This is a genomic window from Microcoleus sp. AT3-A2 (assembly GCF_036705685.1).
Classification (GTDB): Bacteria; Cyanobacteriota; Cyanobacteriia; order Cyanobacteriales; family Microcoleaceae; genus Microcoleus.
This window is the reverse complement of sequence record NZ_JAUBVF010000002.1, coordinates 264,536-287,909: the sequence shown is the minus strand read 5'-3', so window position 1 is coordinate 287,909 and position 23,374 is coordinate 264,536. Positions and strand designations below refer to the sequence as shown.

19 protein-coding genes and 1 pseudogene are annotated in these 23,374 nt (G+C 45.0%); 10 read left to right on the top strand and 10 right to left on the bottom strand.

The window, feature by feature from the left end:
• Positions 1 to 15: 15 nt before the first annotated feature.
• Together QUB37_RS02895 and QUB37_RS02890 are read right to left on the bottom strand one after the other, a co-directional pair.
• Positions 16 to 300, bottom strand: coding sequence for an IS1 family transposase (locus QUB37_RS02895; RefSeq protein WP_333158901.1), 285 nt, complete (start codon positions 298 to 300; stop codon positions 16 to 18).
• 6 nt (positions 301 to 306) lie between these two features.
• Positions 307 to 534 carry an IS1/IS1595 family N-terminal zinc-binding domain-containing protein gene (locus QUB37_RS02890; protein WP_333158899.1) on the bottom strand — a complete coding sequence of 76 codons (228 nt, stop codon included), beginning with the start codon at positions 532 to 534 and terminating at the stop codon, positions 307 to 309.
• Positions 535 to 606: 72 nt separating this feature from the next.
• Between QUB37_RS02890 and QUB37_RS02885 the strand changes: the two are divergent.
• A pseudogene (locus QUB37_RS02885) lies at positions 607 to 1,131 on the top strand (transposase); the annotation flags it as partial.
• A 40-nt stretch (positions 1,132 to 1,171) separates the two neighbouring features.
• Here the strand turns inward: QUB37_RS02885 and QUB37_RS02880 are convergent.
• The 5 genes from QUB37_RS02880 to QUB37_RS02860 form a co-directional block, all read right to left on the bottom strand.
• The gene (locus QUB37_RS02880; protein ID WP_333158897.1) at positions 1,172 to 1,345 is read right to left on the bottom strand and encodes a divalent metal cation transporter; all 174 of its coding nucleotides are present in this window, start codon (positions 1,343 to 1,345) and stop codon (positions 1,172 to 1,174) included.
• 58 nt (positions 1,346 to 1,403) lie between these two features.
• Positions 1,404 to 2,324, bottom strand: coding sequence for a vitamin K epoxide reductase family protein (locus QUB37_RS02875; RefSeq protein ID WP_333158895.1), 921 nt, complete (start codon positions 2,322 to 2,324; stop codon positions 1,404 to 1,406).
• A 70-nt stretch (positions 2,325 to 2,394) separates the two neighbouring features.
• Positions 2,395 to 4,383, bottom strand: a complete 1,989-nt coding sequence (locus QUB37_RS02870) for a heavy metal translocating P-type ATPase (RefSeq protein ID WP_333158893.1) — start codon at positions 4,381 to 4,383, stop codon at positions 2,395 to 2,397.
• 217 nt (positions 4,384 to 4,600) lie between these two features.
• A complete protein-coding gene (locus QUB37_RS02865; RefSeq protein ID WP_333040106.1) occupies positions 4,601 to 5,035 on the bottom strand; it encodes a VOC family protein in 435 nt (144 codons plus the stop codon).
• Positions 5,036 to 5,236: 201 nt separating this feature from the next.
• On the bottom strand, positions 5,237 to 5,746 hold the full coding sequence (locus QUB37_RS02860; protein WP_006631343.1) for a TIGR02652 family protein: 510 nt from the start codon (positions 5,744 to 5,746) through the stop codon (positions 5,237 to 5,239).
• 106 nt (positions 5,747 to 5,852) lie between these two features.
• Between QUB37_RS02860 and QUB37_RS02855 the strand changes: the two genes are divergently transcribed.
• The 4 genes from QUB37_RS02855 (at position 5,853) to QUB37_RS02840 (ending at position 11,547) form a co-directional block, all read left to right on the top strand.
• Complete coding sequence (locus QUB37_RS02855; RefSeq protein WP_333158891.1) at positions 5,853 to 6,398, top strand: gamma carbonic anhydrase family protein; 546 nt, start codon at positions 5,853 to 5,855, stop codon at positions 6,396 to 6,398.
• A 41-nt stretch (positions 6,399 to 6,439) separates the two neighbouring features.
• A complete protein-coding gene (locus QUB37_RS02850) occupies positions 6,440 to 7,045 on the top strand; it encodes a Uma2 family endonuclease (protein WP_333158888.1) in 606 nt (201 codons plus the stop codon).
• A 210-nt stretch (positions 7,046 to 7,255) separates the two neighbouring features.
• Complete coding sequence (locus tag QUB37_RS02845) at positions 7,256 to 9,712, top strand: GH116 family glycosyl hydrolase (protein WP_333158886.1); 2,457 nt, start codon at positions 7,256 to 7,258, stop codon at positions 9,710 to 9,712.
• Positions 9,713 to 10,119: 407 nt separating this feature from the next.
• Positions 10,120 to 11,547 (top strand): protein adenylyltransferase SelO family protein, encoded by a 1,428-nt coding sequence (locus QUB37_RS02840; protein WP_333158884.1) that lies wholly within the window; start codon positions 10,120 to 10,122, stop codon positions 11,545 to 11,547.
• Between the two features lie 101 nt (positions 11,548 to 11,648).
• On the opposite strand, the gene QUB37_RS02835 is transcribed toward QUB37_RS02840, so the two are convergent.
• Both QUB37_RS02835 and QUB37_RS02830 read right to left on the bottom strand, forming a co-directional pair.
• Positions 11,649 to 14,063, bottom strand: a complete 2,415-nt coding sequence (locus QUB37_RS02835; protein ID WP_333158882.1) for a tetratricopeptide repeat protein — start codon at positions 14,061 to 14,063, stop codon at positions 11,649 to 11,651.
• Positions 14,020 to 16,215 carry a tetratricopeptide repeat protein gene (locus QUB37_RS02830; protein ID WP_333158880.1) on the bottom strand — a complete coding sequence of 732 codons (2,196 nt, stop codon included), beginning with the start codon at positions 16,213 to 16,215 and terminating at the stop codon, positions 14,020 to 14,022. Before QUB37_RS02830 ends, QUB37_RS02835 begins: the two co-directional genes overlap by 44 nt.
• Positions 16,216 to 16,580: 365 nt before the next feature.
• Between QUB37_RS02830 and QUB37_RS02825 the strand changes: the two genes are divergently transcribed.
• The gene (locus tag QUB37_RS02825; protein WP_333158878.1) at positions 16,581 to 16,790 is read left to right on the top strand and encodes a hypothetical protein; all 210 of its coding nucleotides are present in this window, start codon (positions 16,581 to 16,583) and stop codon (positions 16,788 to 16,790) included.
• A 50-nt stretch (positions 16,791 to 16,840) separates the two neighbouring features.
• A complete protein-coding gene (gene mnmE, locus QUB37_RS02820) occupies positions 16,841 to 18,226 on the top strand; it encodes a tRNA uridine-5-carboxymethylaminomethyl(34) synthesis GTPase MnmE (RefSeq protein ID WP_333158876.1) in 1,386 nt (461 codons plus the stop codon).
• A gap of 236 nt (positions 18,227 to 18,462) precedes the next feature.
• On the opposite strand, the gene QUB37_RS02815 is transcribed toward mnmE, so the two are convergent.
• The gene (locus QUB37_RS02815; protein WP_333158874.1) at positions 18,463 to 20,001 is read right to left on the bottom strand and encodes a SagB/ThcOx family dehydrogenase; all 1,539 of its coding nucleotides are present in this window, start codon (positions 19,999 to 20,001) and stop codon (positions 18,463 to 18,465) included.
• Positions 20,002 to 20,228: 227 nt separating this feature from the next.
• Between QUB37_RS02815 and QUB37_RS02810 the strand changes: the two genes are divergently transcribed.
• The 3 genes from QUB37_RS02810 (at position 20,229) to QUB37_RS02800 (ending at position 23,374) form a co-directional block, all read left to right on the top strand.
• The gene (locus tag QUB37_RS02810) at positions 20,229 to 20,750 is read left to right on the top strand and encodes a pentapeptide repeat-containing protein (RefSeq protein ID WP_333158872.1); all 522 of its coding nucleotides are present in this window, start codon (positions 20,229 to 20,231) and stop codon (positions 20,748 to 20,750) included.
• Between the two features lie 182 nt (positions 20,751 to 20,932).
• Positions 20,933 to 21,265 carry a hypothetical protein gene (locus tag QUB37_RS02805; protein ID WP_333158870.1) on the top strand — a complete coding sequence of 111 codons (333 nt, stop codon included), beginning with the start codon at positions 20,933 to 20,935 and terminating at the stop codon, positions 21,263 to 21,265.
• Positions 21,266 to 21,298: 33 nt separating this feature from the next.
• On the top strand, positions 21,299 to 23,374 hold the full coding sequence (locus QUB37_RS02800) for a dynamin family protein (protein WP_333158868.1): 2,076 nt from the start codon (positions 21,299 to 21,301) through the stop codon (positions 23,372 to 23,374).

Below are 23,374 nucleotides of genomic sequence, written 5' to 3'. Positions count from 1 at the left end.
TGATTTTAAACCATCCTAATCTTCCTTCAGTCTTGTCTTATGGTACTTTGGCTGCTTAAAAACTGTCCGGAGTATTGCCATAAGGCACTCTTCTGATACTGCGCTACGATCTCCAATATGTACACCAACAATTTCCCTAGTCTGGGCATCCAATGCAAGCCAGACCCACTGCTGATTGCCTTTATTGTCCACAAACGACCATAACTCATCCATCTGAACATTCAGGCGCTTTTTTGGCTTGAAACTCACCTCCACTTGCTTCTTAACAACAAAAGCTCGGGCATTTACGTAGCGCTGCACTGTATCTTATGACACTTGTAATAACTGAGCAATTCCGGCTTGAGAAATACGTTCAAGTAGCATCCGCTGCATTAACTCCTGTTGTTCTTTCGTAATAGCTTTCCACGCGGGATTTAGAACAAATTGACGACCACATTCTCGACATTTGTAGTTTTGTTTACCATGCCGAGTCTGACCGTTACGACTAACTTCTTCGCAGCCACAATTGGGGCAAGAATTAATTTCTACTGTCATATTAGCAATGGCAAACACTTCTCTCTAATAGTAGCTTAAGTTTACTCCCTCCTTTCCTTCAGGGCACTACCCTGTTTTGAAGGATCTGTATTTTTAAACCGAATTATCTGGGATAGCTTTAACGAATCAGGGGACTTAAAAGCCCAAGTAGAAGCTTATTATAGATTCACAGGATATTATCCTGAATCAGTTCATGCGGATCGAATTTATCGTACAATAGAGAACGGAGCTTAGTGTCATGAAAAAGGAATTAGAATCCGTGGGCTAACCCTAGCAATACTCCCATCTCATGTCAGTAAATAGAACAAGAGGCAAGCGTTGAAATATGATAGCATTCGCAATGCTATTAAGGGCAAATTTGGGCTAGGAAAACGAAGATTTTGTCTCAATCGAGTGATGACAAAACTTGATAAGTTTTCACAAATAGCTATTGCTATTACTTTTTTAGTTATGAACCTTTCTACCTGGTGGCGTCGGGTTTTTTGTATGTTTTTATGTCTATTTGGAAAAAGAACACCTAATTTTGGGTAGGAGATAATCCCCAATTATAATTTGGGGCAGTTGGTACAGATAAAACTTATCTTTAGCAGAGCTTGAATATATCGATCGCTCTTGTTATTGATTTGCGATCGATTATTCACCAACCCCTATTTAATCCTACTATAATACTAGCCACTAACCAAGCTACCGCTTTCAGCCAAAATGGATTCACAAACTCTCCGATTAAGCGCTGGTTCGAGGTAAACATTACCAAGGGAATTACTGCAAAGGGTAATTGCAAACTGAGAATCTGTTGACTGAAAACCAGCAAATTAACCGAGATGCGTGCGATCGACTATGATGAGGTCGATCGCCAAAAATCACTCTTGTCACCGTTCCTGATTTGAGAGGTTTTTAAATTCGCGAGTTCCCTGATAACCTGATAAATCAGCTAACTCCTGCAAAGATTTTTGCCCTGGGTAAAACTTACCATTAATTTCCCAAGTAGGAGTACCCTGAATCTTGGCAGCTTCGCAAAGATCGCGGCGAGCATTTTTCCCTTGCGGATTGCACTCGATATAATTGAGAATGCGAGCCGCTTCTTTGCCAAAACTTTCCTTCTGTGCTTGACAGTGATCGCAAGTAAAAGAGCCGTACATTTTAGCTTCCACTCTTTTTAAATGTCGGGCTAAAGCAATTTCTGAAGTACCAGAGGATGTTGTGGTATTCATACTTGTTTCCTTAGCTGTACCGAGATTATTGACATCGGCATAAAGAGCCAGAGAGGAAATCAGGACTAACATAGACACCAGAATTCCTATAAAAAATAGTTGCCCGATATCATCCCATTCGCGACCGATTAATGCTAAGACAAACAAGGTAGTTGCAAACAAAGCAGACGCCACACAGTAAATACAAGCTACTTTGATATCAACAGCCAGTACATACATCAGATAGCCACTAAAAATCGTCATAGCCGTGCTACCAGCAAACAGAAATAGTCCCGTCCAAGACTCTAACTTAGAGCGGAGACTCTTCTGTTCTGCGGGATTAACAAGTAGGGGAGCTACGGCAAAAACTATCATGCTCAAATAGCCCAAAAAACCGAACAAAGAAAGAGGCAAACCAAAGACATAGGCATAGGGACTCGAAAGCACGATATCGCAGCCTTCGATCGGACAAACTGCCGTTCCGTTGGATAACTTGACCACTGTTAGATAGGCAGTAATCGCAGCCCCTATTGAGGCAATTCCTGCCGTGATGGGACGAGAATAGCGGTGAATCCAGGGCTGAGAACGTTGACGACGCATAGTATTTTTGACCTCAAAATGTATGTTTCAATTGTGGCGTAAGTTGGGCAAGGCCCGCCCTGCGAACACTCTATTTCAAAACTCTAGTCGCATTGAAAATAGCTGCTAAAGCTACCCCAACATCGGCAAAAACTGCCTCCCACATGGTAGCTAACCCAAAAGCACCCAAAGCAATAAATATGCCTTTAACTAACATGGCAAAAATGATATTTTGCCAGACAATATTGTGAGTTTTTCGGGCAATTTGGATTGCTTCAGCCACCTTTGACGGTGCATCTGACATAATTACAACATCGGCAGTTTCGATCGCCGCATCGGAGCCCAAACCCCCCATCGCTATGCCCACATCAGCCCTAGCAAGCACGGGTGCATCATTAATTCCATCCCCGACAAAAACAATTTTATCGCCTTTCCTAGATTCGCCGATTAGTTTTTCGATCGCCTCGACTTTTCCTTCGGGTAATAACTCGGCTAAATAGGAATCTAAACCGAGCTTTTTCGCAACACTATCGGCTACAGCTTGATTATCTCCTGTTAGCATCACGATGCGCTCAACACCTAATTTTTTGAGGTCGCGAATAGCCTGTACTGCGTCTTCCTTAAGCTCGTCAGCAATTAAAATGTAGCCAGCGTAGCTGTTGTCTACCGCTAAATGGACGACAGTACCTTCAGCATTGCAGACATCGTGAGGGATATTTTCTCGGTGCAGCAAACGGTCATTTCCCGCAAGCACAATTTGATTATTTACTTTTGCTCGAATGCCATGTCCCGCTATTTCTTCGTAATCTTTAACATCCGATGAATCTATCTTTCCGCCGTAAGCTTCCATAATAGATTTCGCGACGGGGTGATTTGATTGAGATTCTACTTTAGCGGCTATTTCCATTAACGCTGCTTGGGCCAAACCATTTGTAGGCACAATTTGTGATACTTTAAACACTCCTTTAGTCAGAGTTCCTGTTTTGTCCAAAACAACTGTCTTGACTGCTGTCAGGGTATCTAGAAAAGTCGAGCCTTTAACCAAAATACCGCCCTTAGCTGCACCGCCAATTCCCCCAAAATATCCGAGAGGAATGCTAATCACCAATCCGCAAGGGCAGGAAATAACTAACAAGACTAGGGCGCGGTAAACCCATAAAAAGCGATCGGCATTAGTTGCTTCTGAAATGAACAAAGGCGGAATTAAAGCCACTGCTAGCGATGCAAATACTACAAAAGGCGTGTAGTAACTGGCAAATTTTGTGATAAATTTCTCAGTTTCAGCTTTTTTGCTTCTGGCATTTTCTACTAATTCCAGAATTCGGGAGATTGAAGATTCGCCGAAGAGTTTGGTAACTTTGACGGTGAGAACTCCTGTCTGGTTAATTGTTCCTGCTAAAACTGTTTCTCCAACTTTCACGGTTCGAGGTACAGATTCTCCAGTTAATGCAGATGTGTCAATCTGAGAATTGCCGTCTATAATTTCACCGTCTAAGGGAATTTTTTCTCCCGGTTTGACAAGGATAATATCGCCGACGGCTACGGTTTCTGGCGAAACTTTTTTGATGTCGCCGTTGTCCTTGAGGTTGGCATAATCTGGGCGAATTTCTAAAAGCGATCGGATCGATTGACGCGATCGCCCGATCGCAAATTCTTGAAAAAGTTCTCCGATTTTGAAAAATAACATCACCCCGACTGCTTCAGGGAGTTTGTGAATAGCTACAGCGCCGAGTGTTGCTATAGTCATTAAGAAATTTTCATCAAAAAATCGACCTCGCAGAATATTGCGACCCGCACTGGTTAAAACATTCCATCCGCTTAAAAGATAGGCTGGGATGAAAACCAGATATTCACCTATAAAATAGGGCGTGTTGTGCAGTTTTTCTTCAAAAATTAAACCGCCGACAAATAGTACAACAACCAATATCACAGGAATCAATTCTTGCTTGAGGTTAAAATCTCCGTTCCCGTGGTCATGGTCGTGGTCGTGGTCGTCGTGGTGATGATTCTCATGGGTGCGATTGTCGTCGTCGTGACTGCAACTACAGCAGCCGGAATCGCTCGATTTGGCTTTTTGCATGGTTTTTCCTAGGTTTTTTCTAACAAATGATAATATGAATAGATATTCATATTATAGCATCAAAAATATAATCTACTAGATTTTGAGTTAAAAATATAGTAGATTATATAAAAATATTGTTAAGTTGGTAGGGAAAGTTATGAGCGATTAAGAGTAATAACTATTCTCAGTTTGCGAGTGAGAGAGAGAATGATTATCCATAGTCGTTAGTCATTAACTAATTCAGCCGCCGGATAAATTCTAAGGGCAAACCATCAGTATCGGCAATAAAAGCTACTTCGTAAACATTTTGCCCGATCGCCTGTTGAGTCGGTTCTAATAAAACTTTTAAAGCTTGAAACTGGTTTGGTTGGTCTTTAGCAGCTTCCTCAAACCGTTCTTTCAGAGACTGTAACCAACTAGGTAAGTCAGTTGTCGCCTCCGTTAAATCGAAAGATAAATGATAATATCCAACATAGTGCTCGTCTCCGAAAGCATCCGGTGCGGGTTTTGGTTCGGGGATTTGAATGAGTTCGATGCGTCCGTTGAGACCTTCCATCCAACAGGCTAGGGTGTAACCTGTGGTAAAGCGATCGCTCACAGTAAATCCCAACTGTTCGTAAAAGGCGATCGCCCGGTGAATGTTAGCAGTGCGAATCGAGGCGTGGTGCATTCGATTTTAGATTTTAGATTTTAGATTTTAGATTTTAGAAGGGAAGTAGGAATTCCGGCTTAGGATTTTAGATTTTAGAGGGTAAATTCGTAATTCGGAATTAAAAACGGTCGCATCTTTAGCGCGAAAGCAATAGAGCCTTCTTCCTTCTTCCTTCTTCCCTCTTCCTTCTTCCTTCTTCCCTCTTCCTTCTTCCTTCACTTATTCAAACAACCGAAAATAGGGATATCTAATCGGAACTCCCGGCTCTTTTTCCAAATCAAAATTAATCACTTCCCAACAAGGGTCTTCTTGGGGATCGGGGCTAAAATCCACAGGCAAACCGTACAGCCTCGGCCGGGGCGATTCCGACTGACCGCGCCAAGGCGTGCTGCGTTCCAAATAAGCGCTGATTAAGTCCCGATAGCGTTGAGCAACGATCACGCGAGTTGCTCGGTAGCCTTGAGTATAGAGTCGATCGAGCGCTTCGTGAATTTCAAACCGAATCCCGTCCGGGTGCGTGTGCTGGCGATACCATTCATTTTCCCAGCGGCGCCAGTGCCGCCCAGACTGAAGGTGAACCAGTTCCCCCGTTTTTGGATCTGCCTCAAATGCCCCGTGACGCGGACACAAATAGGTATCCGTTAGCGTTAAAGCCGGAATTGTTTGGCGACAGTGGGGACACTGAATTTCCGGGCCAAACATCGGGTATTGCAAGGCAACTTCAATCATTTATTTGCGTCCCAGCATATTTTCTCTGCAAAAGTGCCAAATACTTTTATTATATCCCGTATCAACAACCAGCTAATCTGCTAGAAGTATAACGATCGACCAACAAATGAGCAATCTCAACGAATCTCTGCCTGCACTTTCTTCCTATTGGCCCTTGCCTGATCTATCCCAAGCGGCTTTTGTCGCTGAAGGCGCTGTTGTCATCGGCAGGGTAGAGGTGGCTGCGGGCGCTAGTATCTGGTACGGGGCGGTGGTGCGGGCGGATGTAGAGCGAATTGCGATCGGCTCAAGTACCAATATCCAGGATGGAGCAATTCTGCACGGCGATCCGGGGAAACCGACTGTTTTGGAAGATTTCGTGACAGTCGGACACCGAGCGGTGATTCACTCAGCTTACATTGAACGGGGCTGCCTGATCGGGATTGGGGCGATCGTCCTGAACGGAGTGAGGGTGGGAACAGGCTCTATCGTCGGTGCAGGGGCTGTTGTCACCAAGGACGTTCCCCCTCACACGCTAGTTGCGGGAGTGCCTGCCAAACGCCTGCGGGATGTCTCTGAGGAAGAAGCAGCCGAGTTGGTGGAACACGCTAAGCATTACGAAAAGTTGGCTCTGGTTCACGCGGGGAAAGGTTCTGATTTGGGATTTGATTAGTTGATAGAATAAGATTTTAAGCAAAAAACTATTAGTTTCCAATGGCTTACACCGCGCCCAAAATCCTAACTTTTGAAACATTCCTCGATCGATATTGTGACAACTTCCGCTACGAGCTCGCTGACGGAGAATTAGTTGACATGGAACCCACAGGCCCACACGAAACCGTCAGCGGTAAACTAGCAACTCAAATCGGCATCGCCATCACAGCCGAAAAATTACCCTGGTTCATTCCGCGCACTTGTTTAATCCGTCCATTCTCAGATGCAGCTACTGCCCGCCGTCCCGATATTGTCGTGTTAGATGAAACTGCTATTGTCAGCGAACCTCTTTGGGAAAGAGAACCTGTGATTACGCTGGGACGATCTATTAAATTAGTGGTAGAAGTCGTCAGCACTAACTGGGAAACAGATTACGCCAGAAAAGTTGAAGAATATGCTATTTTAGGGATTCCAGAATATTGGATAGTTGATTATCGCGGATTGGGGGGTGTGGCTTTTATCGGTAAACCAAAACAACCTACTATCACCGTTTGCCAACTAATTGACCAAGATTACAGTCAGCAACAATTTCGCCTTGGTCAACCGATTATTTCTCCTCTGTTAAAGACATGGCAAATTCGCCTAGATGATATTCTTCCCCGTTAGGCGATCGCCCAAACCATTTTAGATTTTAGATTTTAGATTTTAGATTTTAGATTGGAAAATTGATTAATCCGGCAGCCATGAACGCAATTACTTTTAGCCAACAATCAACCGTCAAGAATCTTCGGAAATATCGGTATTGGTTCGAGCGATAAAAGTTTAAAATAAAATAAAAAAAATTGTAAAGCTCGATCGAGCGCTAAGATTAATCACATGAATAACGATCGCACATCTACTCCAAACATCCCCCCACAAACCTGGAAACGTCCCATCGGCCTCGGTTGGGAAAATCCCTATACAGTCCGCTACGCAAGCAATCTCGACGACGGGCCCTGGCACGGAATGCCTCTGGGTGGGTTCGGTGCCGGCTGCATCGGGCGATCGTCCCGCGGCGACTTTAACCTCTGGCACATTGACGGCGGCGAGCACATTTTTCGCAGTTTGCCAGCTTGTCAGTTCAGCGTTTTTGAAGAAACTCAAGGCAAGAAACAAGCTTTTGCACTTTCCACTGAACCGCCTACCGATGGCAGTTTATCTAGTTGGAAATGGTATCCATCGGAAGGAAGAAAGAAGAAGGAAGAAGGAAGAAGGGAAGAAGAAGAAAGAACCGGGGAAGAGTCTAATTCTTCGGGGAGTTATCATGCTTTGTATCCGCGCAGTTGGTATGTTTACGAAAATGTATTTGAGGCTCAATTAAGCTGCGAGCAATTTTCGCCAATTTTGCCGAACAATTATCAGGAAAGCAGTTACCCAGTAGCCATGTTTGAATGGGTGGCGCACAATCCTACAGATGCGCCGATCACTCTCAGCATCATGCTGACTTGGGAGAATATTGTTGGTTGGTTTACTAATGCCAATAAGTCGCCGAAAGTGATGGTTCGAGATGATGGCAGTCCATTTTATGACTATCAACCCCGGTGGGGAGAAAGTGCCGGAAATTTGAATTTGTTGGTGGAAGATTTTCACCGGATAGGTTGCGTGATGACGCGGTTGACTGCTGAGGACGAACCGCAAGAGGGGGATGGACAATGGGCGATCGCAACTATTACTAATCCAGCGGTAGAAGTATTCTATCAAACTCGTTGGAACCCGGCGGGGAACGGTGACGATATTTGGCGCAACTTTTCTGCTGAAGGTTTCTTGTTGGATGACAAAGATGAGACAGCCGCAGCCGCCGGAGAACAGTTGGCTTGTGCGATCGCAGTTCGCTTTACTATTAGACCGGGAAAAACTCGCAAAATTCCCTTTATTATAGCTTGGGATTTGCCCGTTACTGAGTTTGCATCGGGAGTTTGGTACTACCGCCGCTATACTGATTTCTTCGGCCGCAACGGCAAAAATGCTTGGCCGATTATTCGCACTGCAATGAAGCATTCCGATACTTGGCGCGAAAATATCGAAGCTTGGCAAAAACCCATTTTAGAACGGAAAGATTTGTCAGATAGTTTTAAAATGGCGCTGTTTAACGAGTTATACGCCCTGACAGACGGCGGTACTCTGTGGAGTGCGGCTGACGAACGCGATCCCAAGGGTCAATTTGCAGTTTTGGAGTGCATTGATTATCGCTGGTACGAAAGTTTGGACGTGCGGCTTTACGGTTCTTTTGCTTTGTTGATGCTGTGGCCGGATTTGGAAAAGTCGGTGGTTTTAGCGTTCGCTAGGGCAATTTCAGCCGGAGACGATACGCCGAGAATTATTGGCTGGAATCAAGCTTCGGCTATTAGAAAAGCTGTCGGTGCGACGCCGCACGATTTGGGTGCTCCTAACGAACATCCTTGGGAGAAAACGAATTATACTAGCTATCAAGATTGCAATTTGTGGAAGGATTTGCCTTGCGATTTTGTGTTGCAGGTTTATCGGGATTTCCTCTTGACTGGCGGCACAGATTGTGAGTTTCTGCAAGAGTGTTGGCCGGCAATTGTTGAGGCTTTGGCTTATCTGAAAACTTTTGATGAGGATGGGGACGGAATTCCTGAGAATTCGGGAGCACCGGATCAGACGTTTGATGACTGGCAAATGCGGGGAATCAGTGCGTATTGCGGGGGTTTGTGGTTGGCGGCGCTGGAGGCTGCGATCGCGATCGGCGAAATCTTGGAAGATGCAGCACCGGAGATAATTCCTAACCCTCAAACAAAGATAGCATTATATCACAGTTGGCTGTTACAAGCAAGACCGAGCTATCAAGAAAAACTTTGGAACGGTCAATATTACCGTTTGGACAGCGAGAGTAATTCCGAAGTGGTGATGACCGACCAACTGTGCGGTCAATTTTACGCGAAGCTGTTAGGATTACCGGATATTGTGCCACCGGAATGTGCAGCCAGTGCTCTAGAAACTGTGTACGATTCTTGCTTTTTGAAGTTCAACGATGGCGAGTTCGGTGCGGCAAATGGAGTGATGCTGAATGGTTCGCCGGAAAATCCCAATGCGACTCATCCTTTGGAAGTTTGGACGGGGATTAATTTTGGGTTGGCGGCTTTTTTGGTACAGATGGGGATGGAGGAGAAAGCTTTTAAATTGACGGATGCTGTGGTGAAACAGATTTATGAAAATGGGTTGCAGTTTCGCACGCCGGAAGCGATTACGGCGGGGGGAACTTTTCGGGCGAGTCACTATTTGCGGGCGATGGCAATTTGGGCGATTTACGGGGTGTTGACCAATTTTAAATAGGGAAAAAGGTATATTAGCTGGTGAATCCCACTAAAATTTTAAAAATTTCAGCCTTCAACCCCATTATTGTTGACTGTTGACTGTTGACTGTTGACTGTTGACTGTTGGCTAATGACTGATGACTAATGACTAATGACTGATGACTGTTGACTGTTGACTGTAGAAGGAGGGGTCAAAAAAATGAAAATTGCGCGAATTATTTGTTGCGAGGTTGATTCGACTTTACGCCCGACGATTAAGCGCGGATTTGATATCATTCCGACCTGACTGCCGGAATATGAAGGGTATCGAACTCGGCTATAAACGAGAAATACAAAGGGTTTGAGGCGATTGTTGAGGCCAATGCAGTACGCACATTACCCGTATATAATTTGGAGTGATAGCCAATTTCAAGATAAAATAGAAAAATGTCAAATCCTTTGCTTTCCCTCAACTACGAACCCGCGATAGAATCCCTCGGCGGCGACTATTTCGATGAAGTCCCTGCGGCCGATTTTCCGCAGCACATCCTGCGTTTCCGCAATGACAAATTATTGCCGACATTGGGTTTAGACCCCGCACAAGTAACCGACCAACATTTTATCGAAGCGTTCGGCGAATTTCATTGTGTCCGTCCCTTTCTCGCACTCCGTTACCACGGCTATCAATTCAACGAATACAACCCGAATTTAGGCGACGGTAGAGGCTTTTTGTACGGTCAAGTTCGCGGGACTGACGGCAGACTTTACGACTTCGGCACGAAAGGTTCCGGCCGCACGCCCTACTCGCGGCACGCTGATGGTAGACTCACTCTCAAAGGGGGAATTCGCGAAGTTTTAGCCGCCGAAGCTTTGCACAGGTTGGGAGTTAGGACATCCCGCTGTTTTAGTTTAGTTGAAACGGGCGAGGCTTTGTGGCGGGGTGACGAACCATCACCGACGCGATCGTCCGTAATGGTGCGTTTCAGTCATTCTCACATCCGGTTTGGAACTTTTGAAAGATTGCACTATATCCGCAGACCGGATTTAACTAAAAAACTTTTAGATTTTGTTATTGAATATTACTATCCTGAACTGCATTTAGAAGCAAGTAATGCGGGTGTGTCGCCTGCCGAAAAATATGCGCTATTTTATGCAGATTTAGTCAAGCGAGTAGCTGAATTAGTCGCTCAATGGATGGCAGCAGGATTTTGCCACGCCGTGCTAAATACTGATAATATGTCGATTACTGGAGAAAGTTTCGATTACGGGCCTTTCGCTTTTATCCCAACTTACAAGCCGGAATTTACAGCAGCTTATTTCGACCATTACGGTCTTTATTGTTACGGCAATCAACCGTTTATTTGTAAGGGAAATTTAGAGAAGCTCCAGCAACCGCTAGCAGCCGCGATTCCTCAAGCTGATATGGATGCGGGTTTGGCAAAGTTTGGCGATTATTATAATGCAGCTTATCGGCAGTTGATGCTAAATAGATTGGGATTTGAGGATTTGCCAGAGGCTGAGGGAGATGAGTTGTTGAAGGTGACAATTAAAATGCTGGCGGAGTCTCAAGTCGGCTATCAGGATTTCTTTTTTGAATTGCGAAGACAGTTCGATCGCACTTGGCGAGATGATGCTAGTCTAATTTTTGCTGAGGCGGAACCGGCGGACTTGATAGCACCTTGGCGACAGTTTTATTATCACGTTTTGCAAAGTTTGTCTACGGATGATATGGATCAAATGGCGGACAGGTTGCGGAAGCACAATCCCGAACAATCGCTCTTGAGACCGACGATTGAGGCTGTTTGGGAACCCATAGCTATTGAGGATAATTGGGAACCGTTTTATGAATTGGTTAAACGACTTCAAAATTCTTAAAAGGAATTGGGCATGGGGCATTGTTGACTGTTGACTGTTGACTGTTGACTGTTGACTGATGACTAACAACTAGCAACTGACAACTGACAACTGACAACTGACTACTTGAGCTTCTCAATCTCAAATTGTGCATCTTTGTAACCGCCAGTAAGCCCTTGATCGAGAAACATTTTGCCGGCTTTTTCTAAATCGCTAATTGCTCCTGCTTTGTCTCCCAAGGAGCGACGAACCATGCCTCTACCGTAGTAAGCAGCAGCATAATTCGGGCTGATCCGAATAGCTTGCACGTAATCTGCGATCGCACTATTGTAATTCTTTAACTCCTGATAAATCTTAGCCCGATTGGCGTAAGCTTCCGCATTGTTGGGATTGAACCCGATTGCTGCTGTAAAATCTGCGATCGCACCCTGGGCGTCACCCCCTGCGCTGCGAGCTAAACCACGATTGTTAAAAGCATTAAAATCATTCGGATTCACTGTCAGCGCTTGAGTGCAATCGGCAATTGCTTTCGGATAATCCTTCAAATTTAAATAAGCAATGCAGCGATTGTTGTAAGGGACCCCATCCTCCTCGCTCAACGAAATTGCCTGAGTGCAATCGTCAATTGCCGCTTGAGGCGCTCCCAAATTCAACTGCGTGCTGCAACGATTAGCGTAAGCATCTCCACTCTTGGGATCGATCGCAATTACCTGAGAATAATCCGCCAAAGCTCCCTGATAATCTCCTAGGTGAAAGCGAGCTCTTCCCCGACTGTAAAAAGCATCAACATTCTTAGCATCAAGTTTAATTGCCTCAGTATAATCTCCAATCGCCCCCTGCAAATCTCCGCTCCCAGCACGAGCCAACCCCCGCGAATGATAAGCTTTAACAAGCTTCGGCTGCAACCGAATTACTTCGGTAAAATCCTGAATAGCCGCCTTGTAATCTTGCATTTCTAAATAAGCAACTCCTCTTTCATAATATGTATCAGCATCATTGGGCTGGAGATTCAAAGCTTGAGTGTAATCCTCAATCGCCCCACGCTTGTCGTTAAAATCGTGACGGGCTAGGCCACGGTTAAAATAAGCCTGAACATATTTAGGATTGAGAGCGATGGCCTGAGAATAATCCGCAATTGCTTCTTGATACTTTTGTAAATCATAATTAGCATTACCGCGCTGGTAAAAACTTTCAGCATTTTTAGGATTCAATTGAATTGACTTATTAAAAGCCTGCAAAGCTGCATCCGCATCTTGATTGCGAGACTTTTCCACTCCCTCTTCGTAATATTCCTTAGCTTTAATCGGATTCGGGCGGCTCCAATAACTAAACAGAAATATCAGAACTATTGCCACCCCGACGCCCGCCAAAACCAGCAACCAAAATCTACTTCCCAAACGTGACGAAAAACTATCAGAAGAAACTAAGGTGGGAGCCATACTTTTCTTGTGAGCCGGATTCATCGGCTCTTGGCGGTGTCTCAACTTGCTGAGAGCTACCAAAACTTCTTCCGCAGATTGATAGCGCTTGGCAAATTGGTGACAGACCATTTTGTCAATTATATTGGCTAATCCCACAGAACATTGAGCTCGGTTTCGCCAAACAATTTCCCCCGTATGAGAAGGACTCGGATCTTGCAATTTTGGCAAATCCGTACCGGGTAAACCAGTGATAGCTTGGACTGCCATCATCCCGACTGCATAGAGGTCACTGCTAAATTGCGGGTTGCCTTGAAATTGTTCGATCGGCATATAAGCCGGAGTTCCAGTAGCAATGGTGCGCGGAAATTCTGTATCGTACTCGCTGACGTGACTGGCAACTTCTTTAACCGAACCGAAGTCAATTAAAACTAATTTGCCGTCTGGTTTGCGGCGGATTAAGTTGGAGGGATTAACATCGCGGTGAATCACTCCCTGAGAGTGTACGAAGGCGAGAACTTGTAACACTTCTTGCAACAGATCCAGCACTCGTTCTTCTCGCCAAGGTTGACCGGCCACAATTTCTCTATTTAGGGCGTGTCCGGGGACAAACTCTTCGACGAGGTAGAATTGATTGGCTTCTTCAAAATAAGCTAGTAAAAATGGAATTTGATCGTGTTTCCCCAGCTTTTCTAATATTTCTGCTTCTTGTTTAAATAAGCGATAAGCTGTTTTGAGAACTGTGGAAGTGTTGCTGGGAGGGCGCAGTTGTTTGACTACACATTGAGGATGGCCCGGCCGGCGAGTATCGACAGCTAAATAAGTTTGTCCAAAAGCTCCTGAACTGAGAATTTGTACTACGCGATAACGCCTGTCTAAAAGTTGACCAACCATGTTCATATCGATAATTGGGAATTGGTAACGGGGAGGTGGTAATTGGGAATTGGTAACGGGGAGTTGGTAACGGGGAGTTGGTAACGGGGAGTTGGTAATTTGACCTTCTTCCTTCTTCCTTCTTCCTTCTTCCTTCTTCCTTTTTTCTTCTTTTTTTAACATCTGAATCGTGACTAATAGTTTATTTAGAGTCGTTGATTTGTGATTGTGCGTTTTGGAAACCATCGGCTCTTCCTTGTTCTAGAAACAAGGTTGCAGCTTTCTGAAAATCTTCGATCGCCCCAGCACGGTCTTTGAGTTGGCGGCGGACGAGGCCTCGGCTGTAAAAAGCGCTAGCATTGTTGGGGTTGAGCCGCAGCGAGTGAGCGAAATCCTCAACCGCTAAAGGGTAATTTTTTAGTTCTGAGTAAATAGTACCGCGATTGCTGTATGCTACTGCATCGCTGGGATTGAGGCGAATTGCTTGAGTAAAATCTTCTAAAGCTCCCTGCTTGTCTCCCGAAGCCGATCGAGCTAATCCTCGATTGCTGTATGCTTTGGGATTGTTGCCGTTGAGTCCGATCGTCAAACTGCAATCTTCGCTAGCCTTTTGAAATTGTTTTAAATTCAGATAAGCAATGCAGCGGTTGTTGTAAGCTGCTTCATCTTTTGGAGCAAGGCGAATTCCTTCGGTGCAATCTGCAATCGCTTTGTCGTAGGTGGCCAAATTCAAGTAAGCGCTGCACCGATTGGTATAAGCGTCAGCGAGATCTGGTTGCAATTCGATCGCCTTACTATAATCTTCCATCGCTCCTTGATAATCTGCCAGATTAAACCGCGATCGACCACGACTGTAGTATACGCCAGCTTGTTTGGGACTAATTTGAATGGCTTGAGTAAAATCTGCCATTGCTCCTGTTTTGTCGCCTGCAGCCGATCGAGCTAAACCCCGATTGCTGTAAGCTGTAGCATCGTTGGGACTGAGCCGAATTGCTTGAGTGTAGTCTTCAATTGCTGTGCGGTAGTCACCCAAATCGTAGTAGGCTAAACCCCGCTGAGAGTATGCCTCACCGTCGCTGGGATTGAGTCGCACTACTTGAGTGAAATCTTCCACTGCCCCCCGCTTGTCCCCGATGTCGAGGCGGGCCATACCTCGATTGTAGAGAGCTTTGGTGTGGCTAGGATTGACTTTAATTGCTTGCGTGTAATCCTGTATTGCTTGCTCGGTTGCCCCCATGTCATAGCGAGCGTTTGCCCGCTTGTAGTAAGTTTCCGCATCGGTGGCATTCATGGCGATCGCTTGAGTATAATCGGCGATCGCGCCTGTTGTGTCACCTTGCTGCGCCTTGGTAACGCCGCGCGCTAACAATTCTTTTGCCCTCGCGGGACTTTGACTCTGCCAAAAGTAAATTATGACAGCAGTCAAGATTAAAGCTGCCGCTGTTGCAGCCAATAGCAGCAGTTTGGTTTGGCTTTGTCTTCGCGGTTGACTCATAGCGTCCGTGATGATGGTGGCTGGCGGCGGCTCAACCTCCAATTTTACGGCGATTTGTTTGAGGTCTGCTAAAACTTCGGCGGCCTCCTGATAACGTTCCTCGCAGTCAGGCCGCACCATTCGATCAATAATATCTGCTAGGGCTGCCGAACAAGTTGTCCGGTTTCGCCAGGAAATTTCGTTGTTGTTTTTTAAGGCACTCAGTTCGTTGGGTGAGAGTCCGGTGACAGCAATCTGGGCGATCGTACCTAGAGCGTAGATGTCGCTATTGTAACGGGGGTTGCCGCTCAATTGCTCGATCGGCACGTATAACTCCTGGGTCACCAAATCCTGTTTTTTTGCCACAGGCCGTTTAACAGAGTTTGGGGAAGTTTGCGACAACAAATGACAGTTAGCAAGTTCCGGGTTAATTTCTTTGTCTAAGCTAAAGTCTACCAATACAAATTTGCCGTCTGACTCGCGCCGGATTGCTCTGTCTGGTTGAATTCTGCGGTGAATAAAACCCTTCTCGTGGATGAACACCAAAATTTCTAATATTTCTGATAGCAGATTAATTACTTGGTCTTCATCCCAAGGTTGACCGGGTATTAGTTCTTGACTTAAAGGTAATCCCGCAATAAATTCTTCAATTAAGTATAAACTTTGATTTTCCTCAAAATACGCCAATAATTCCGGGATTTTGTCGTGTTTTCCCAATTTTTCAATTATTTCTGCGTTTCTTTGAAATATAACTTTGACTAATTCTGGAGTTTGCGAACTTGTGCCGGGTAGCCGCATTTCTCTAACCGTGCATTGCGGATACCCCGGACGGTGAGTATCTGCTGCTAAATAAGTTTTTCCCACCTCACTTGAGTCTGTGACTTTAATGATGCGGTAACGTCTGTCTAGAAGTTGACCAATCATGCTTTGCCCTCTACCCTATCAATTTTCCATTATCGCATAAAATCAGAATAGCCAAAATATTTGGCTGAGTAATTTAAGTTCGATCGAACCCTGACTCCTACCCAAAAACGGATAGTTGCTTTCCGACAGGAGTCGTTAGCCTCCCAAAATTTTAGACACCAGTTCAAGCTACCCGATTCATTTGTGGAGTCAATCTAAAATCTGAAATCTAAAATCGACTGACTGGACAAACAGGCGATCGGATTGGCTAGCCAAGTCCAGTGCGGTGACCACGCTCTTCTAATATCTTAGGAAAAAAATGCTGAAATTGTTTATCCTCTCAATGAAAACTGTATAATTTAACAACCGGGGCGGAGGTGACTCAAATGAAAGTACAACTGGTTGAATCCCTAATTCAATTTATCCTGTCTCTCGAAGCCTGCGAGCAATTAGCGATCGCAGGAAAAAGATTAAAAAATCTCCCTTGCCCTGTGACTCAGAAACTCGTGCAGCTTGCCCAAAAGGGCGGAAATTTATTTTTTTTGAATGACGAACTAGAGATTTATACTCTCGAATACCGAGAAGCAATTGCCTGATACTCAAAAACAGGATATTGAGAGAACTTTTAAATGTGTGAACAATAAAAATGTCTGAATCATTAACCAAAGGAGGAACGATCGCAGCGATCGCGACTGCCATAGTTCCCCAACAAGGCAGCGTCGGCATTGTGCGAGTTTCCGGTTCCGCAGCCTTAAAAATTGCCGAAACTCTGTTTTGCGCCCCAGGAAGGCAAATTTGGGAGTCTCACCGCATTCTTTACGGCCACATCCGTCGCCCCAAAACTCAAGAATTAGTCGATGAAGCTTTGCTGCTAATCATGAAAGCGCCGCGTTCTTTTACTCGCGAAGATGTGGTGGAATTTCACTGTCACGGCGGCATTATGGCCGTGCAGCAAGTCTTGCAATTGTGTTTGGAAAATGGGGCGAGATTAGCGCAGCCAGGAGAGTTTTCTCTGCGGGCTTTTTTGAACGGGAGGCTGGATTTAACTCAAGCTGAAAGTATCTCAGATTTGGTGGGAGCAAAATCGCCCGCTGCTGCACAAAGTGCTTTAGCTGGTTTGCAAGGAAAATTAGCGCAGCCAATTCGCAAATTGAGAACAACTTGTTTGGACGTGCTGGCAGAAATTGAGGCAAGAATTGATTTTGAGGAAGATTTGCCACCTTTAGATGAAGCTAAAACTTCTTTGGAAATAAATCATGTTTTGGAGGAATTGTCAACAATTTTGGCGACTGCAGATCGTGGAGAATTGTTGAGAACTGGTTTGAAAGTAGCGATTGTTGGGCGACCGAATGTGGGCAAATCGAGTTTGCTGAATGCGTGGAGTAAGAGCGATCGGGCGATCGTCACGGATTTGCCCGGTACGACGCGGGATGTGGTAGAGTCGCAGCTAGTTGTGGGCGGCATTCCGGTGCAGGTGCTCGATACTGCGGGAATTCGAGAAACCGAAGACAAGGTAGAAAAAATTGGCGTTGAGCGATCGCGCGCCGCAGCAAAACAAGCCGATTTAGTGTTGTTGACAATTGACGCGCAATCGGGCTGGACAGAGGAAGATTCGGAAATTTACGAACAAGTAAAGCACCGCCAGCTAATTATAATTATCAACAAAATCGACCTAGTAAAAATAATTCCTGAATTACCTTTTTCCCCTGAAGTTCACCCAATAGTTACCGCAGCAGCAGCCCTCGATCGAGGCATAGAAGACTTAGAAACAGCAATTTTAGATGCTGTCAGCGGGGGAAATTTGCAAGCAGCAAACTCAGACTTAGCAATCAACCAGCGACAAGCAGCGGCGTTAACTAAAGCTAAAATTTCTCTGGAACAATGCACAGATACTATGAGCAATAAATTGCCTTTAGATTTCTGGACAATAGATTTGCGCGGTGCAATTCAAGCATTGGGGGAAGTTACGGGCGAAGAAGTGACAGAATCAGTACTCGACAGAATATTTAGTAGGTTTTGTATTGGGAAATAGTAATAGGAAAAGATTAAATTAAAGAGGTAAGCTGTCTCGCATTTAAGTTGTATTTTTAGGGCGGGCGGGACGCCCAACCCCTACTCCCCACAATATTTTCACTCTTTGTGGAACAGGCATCTTGCCTGTTCTTGAGAATGGTGTAAGATGTTAACTTCATCAAACTTGACTGTAAAATTTAGATGCGCCTGGGCTTAGTGAAGCAATACTACTGACAAATAACAACTAAGTCATTCTTACGATCGAGGTCTGCCCAGACTTGTAATATAAAGCACAGCCTCACCCGCAGGAATACCGAGAACGTCATTGACGCGATCGTCAAAAAAGCCCCCGATACCGCTGACACCCAAACGCAGTTGTATAGCTGCTAAGTTCAACCGCTGGCCCAAATGACCCGCGTCCATGTGCAAATAGCGGTAAACTCGATCGCCATATTTTGCTACAGCCCTGTTCAAATCCGCCGTGTGAAACAACAGCGCCCCCGCATCTCTGCCCAAGTCTTGCCCCAAACACAAAAAATGCAGTTCCCTGCGGAAATTTTTAAACCGAATTTGCCGCAATTCTTGAGCTTTCGGAGCATAATAATAACAGCCTTCTTCTAATCCATTCACTCCCGAAACAGCAATAAAAGTCTCGATCAAGCTTAAATCAAAATAGTCGGGATAACCGTCTAATCCTTGGTCGATATAGTGCTGCGGCTGGTAAGTAAAATCGAGCATAGCTAGCAGTTCGCCCAAGCTCAAAGAAGCACCTGTATAAGCACGGGTAGAACGCCTTTTGAGCATAGTGTTTTCTAAAGTTTCCAGGTTCACTCCCCAAGGAATCGAAGGAGTGACCGTCGAAACTTTAGTACAAAATGGAAAGTTGTATTTATCTTCTAATTCCCCTTCACTTTCATCAAGTTTCCAGCCATCCGCTCCGGTAGGGTCTGATTCTAAATGCGTGGCTTTGTGGAGGTATTTTAACAGTTGACCTTCGGAAATTTTCGGGTAATCCGTGGTGGTGTTTCCGGGCAAAGCTGTTTTAAATTTAGGCAAGTTTTGGTCAATATCTAGCAAGTCGGCTAAAGCAACTACACAAATCGCTCCTTCTTGCTCCGAGTCGATGTACAGTAATTCATTGACAGCTTCGTCGGCGAATCCTCCAATCAGGTGAGGTCGGTAATCGTTGACGGCGCAAGCTAACTCGATATTGCTCAATAAATGACCGGTGTCTAGAAAAATTCGCCGATAAGCTCGGTCTTCGTAACGCCAAGAAGAACGGAAAAAAACAGTGGTGATAGCGATCGCCAATTGGGTATTTTCTAGCGCTGGCGACTGGAAACAAGCTGCTTGCAAGGTCGGCCAAACTTGACTGTCCCAAAAATGAACAAGTGAATGAGTTCTGCACTGATAGTTGTAGAGCCCGGCCGGCAACTGGGCAGTGCCACGGGAGATTAAATAAACCTCTGCAGGGTAGAGTCCACCCGCCGACGGTGCAGATCGCAAATACAGGTAGCTGTCGTCTACCGTCTGCACTTTCGCCGTCAAGCCGTAGCTGCACAGCAACAAGCTAGATAACCGATGCCACCAAGCGGCATCGGGATCGGGATCGGCATCCTCCGAGGGGTCTTTTAGATAAGGCTTGAGGTCAAAATACGCTCCAATTTTATATTCTTTGAAAGGCACAGGTTGCTCTGTCCAATCTAGCTGTCTACTTTTAGCAGCAATGGTTTCAGGGTCGTATTTTGTCCGTTCGTGGTAGTGCTGAGCAATGGAGAGAGGAAGTTCTGGCATATTTCAGTAGAGGATTGACTTTGGTTTCTCGATCGATCTTGACATTACTAACCGTTTAATGGTTGAGCAAGGCAGAAATTTACAAATATAAAAAAAATCTTAGAAAAAATGCGACTGTTGTTACACAAGCTTAACATAATAAGAGACATAAGTATAAATACGCAGAATAATAACCATTAATTACTGTTATGGATTGGCTGCAGTAGCTGTCGTCATGAGGAATGAAAATGCAAAAGCTAAGCGCTGAGGAATTGCTTGCTCAGTATGCTGAGGGCCAGCGAAACTTTAACGCCGTTGACTTAAGTGAACATAACTTGTTTCAAGCAGATTTGACAGAAATAAATCTTTCTGGTAGCGTTCTGAGGCGAGCTTATTTGCCCTACGGAAATTTGACTCAAGCCAATCTTTATAAAACCGATTTGCAAGATGCTGAATTGGGCGACATTCAACTTTATCAAGCTAACTTGTCAGAAGCAACTTTATCCAGAGCAAACTTATCAAGAGCAAATTTGCGTCACGCCAATTTGCAAGGTGCGAATTTGCAGAAAGCTAATTTGCAAGGTGCGGATTTGTACAATGCAGATTTGAGATATGCCGATTTGAGATATGCGGATTTGAGCCGAGCTAATTTGGAGAAAGCAAAGTTAAGCAAAGCTCAATTAGCGGGCTGCAACTTATTTCGATCGCGCTTGGTTGATTTGTCGGAAGCGGAGTGCGATCGCACTACTATCGGGCCCGAAGGCTATTGATGATTTGCAGTGGCTAGTCTAGGGCGTAGGGCGATCGGCTAATTAAGCGGATCGCTATTTTTAAAATTTCTTAACATTTCTCGACACGCGGGAAAATGTGAGTTACAGTCGTAGAGAACTTATCGCTCCGCAACATAGACAATAAATAACACATTTTTCCAGCGGAAAAAAGGCTAAAATTTATGAATTCTCCTGACAACAAATCCCGAGAACTCCGGCGCAAAGAACAAGAACTGCGGAAGCGCGAACAAGAAATTCGGCTCCGCGAACTAGAAGCCGAAATTGACCGCTCAGTGCCAGAACATCTAACAAGCAAGTACCAAGAACCAGACAGCAAAGTTAACAGCAAACTCAAACAGTGGCGCCGAAAAATTATAGCAGTGACTCAATTTACAGGCATTGTAATTGCTGTTATCGTTGCAGTTCGCATAGCATCTTGGCTGGCAGCGGCGCTGATAGTGGGAGGCATTGCTTTCATAGCTTACAAAATGTTTATTGAAGAAGACAAAAGTTGAGAATTTCAAGCAGGAAACAATCAGGAAATACCCATGAACCTTAAAGTAGAAACTAGCAACTTTCTCAACGATTTAGAGCGAGTAGCCGCCGTCCGCCGAGAAATTGCAACTCGCCTCAGCAACATCGCAACAGCCATCAACCAATCAGAATTAGCAGGAGGAGAAGGATCGGGAAAACTCGGTTTAGAAACAGACAACGCGGACATTGATGTCGCCAGTAAAAACTTGCGCCAAGGAGTCTTTCGGCTGCTAGTGCTAGGCGACATGAAACGCGGTAAAAGCACTTTTCTCAATGCGTTAATCGGCGAAAATTTACTACCGAGTGACGTAAATCCCTGTACAGCTTTACTGACGATTTTGCGCTACGGTTCAGAAAAAAAAGTTACCGTTTATTTCAATGACGGCAAAAGCCCAAAACAGCTAGATTTTAAAAGTTTTAAACAGAACTACACAATTGATCCCGCTGAGGCAAAACGCCTAGAAGAAGAAAAGAAACCAGCATTTCCAGATATCGATTGCGCCGTAGTAGAATATCCCTTACCTTTGCTGGAAAAAGGCATAGAAATAGTAGACAGTCCCGGACTGAACGATACAGAAGCCCGCAATGAATTATCTCTGGGTTACATCAACAACTGCCACGCTATTTTGTTTGTGCTCAGAGCAACTCAGCCTTGCACAATGGGTGAAAGACGTTATTTAGAAAATTACATCAAAAATCGCGGATTAAGCATTTTCTTTTTGATCAATGCTTGGGATCAGGTGCGGGAAAGTTTGATTGACCCGGATGATCCTGAAGAATTAGCAGAAGCAGAAGGGAAACTGCGGCGGGTTTTTCAAGCTAATTTGGCTGAATATTGTTTAACAGAAGGACACGATATTTACGACGAGCGAGTGTTTGCAATTACCTCAATTAAGGCGCTCAGGCTGCGGATGAAAAACCCGGAGGCGGATTTGACAGGAACTGGTTTTCCCGAGTTTATGGCGGCACTGAATACGTTTTTGACCCAGGAAAGGGCGATTTCGGAATTGCGCCCGGCGAGGACTTTGGCGCGTCAAATTTCTGCTCGTGTCCGCGAAGCTGTTGGGCGCAGATTACCATTACTCGATCGCGATGTCAATGAGTTGAAGGAAAAGATTAATTCAGTTGAGCCGGAGTTTAAAAAACTGACTCACATTCGCGATGAGTTTCAACAAGAAATTATCGCAGTTAGAGATAGTAAATCGCGGGCGATCGCAGATTCTTTCCGCGCCTACGTTCTTAACTTAGAAAACACCTTTGAAACAGATTTCTTACGGTATCAACCAGAGCTGAGATTTCTAGATTTCTTCAGCCAAGGCAAGCGAGAAGCCTTTGAAGCATCCCTCAAACGAGCATTCGAGCAGTATATCAACGACAAACTAGCAGCTTGGACTCTCACGGCTGAACAAGAAATGAATTCAGCATTTTCGCAACTCTCACAAAGTGCGGCAAATTACGGAGCATCTTACACGAAAGTGACTGAAAAAATTACCGAAAAACTGACCGGGCAAAAAATACCAGCAGCAGTCAGCAACTCAAACGAAGATAACTCGCCAGCTTGGGCAAAATGGGCGATGGGATTGTTCTCGTTAACGACAGGAAATCTGGCGGGCGTAGCAATGGCAGGAGCGGGTTTTGATTGGAAAAATATCCTGCTCAACTTAATTACTGTGTTAAGCGTTAGTACGATTCTTGCTAGTTTGACGGGGATTGTTTTGGGGCCGCTGTACTTGGCGTTGTTGGGGATGGGTGTTGGGGTTTTGCAAGCAGACGGAGCTCATAAACAGTTGGTAAAAGCCGCGAAAAAAGAGCTAGTGAAATATCTGCCGCAGGTGGCTCAAGAGCAGTGGCAGCCGATTCACGATGCTGTGAAAGAGTGTTTTGATGTTTACGGGCGAGAAGTGGGCGATCGCATGAATGCGGATATTAATTCTCGGAAATCGGAGTTAGATAATTTGCTCGAACAAAAGGAATCTCGCGAGATTAATTGTCAGGCTGAATCCCAGCGGTTGAAAAAATTGGAGGCTGATGTTTCTGCCGAGTCGCAGAGTATTGAATCACTATATCAAGCTTTCCTAGCATCCGCTTGA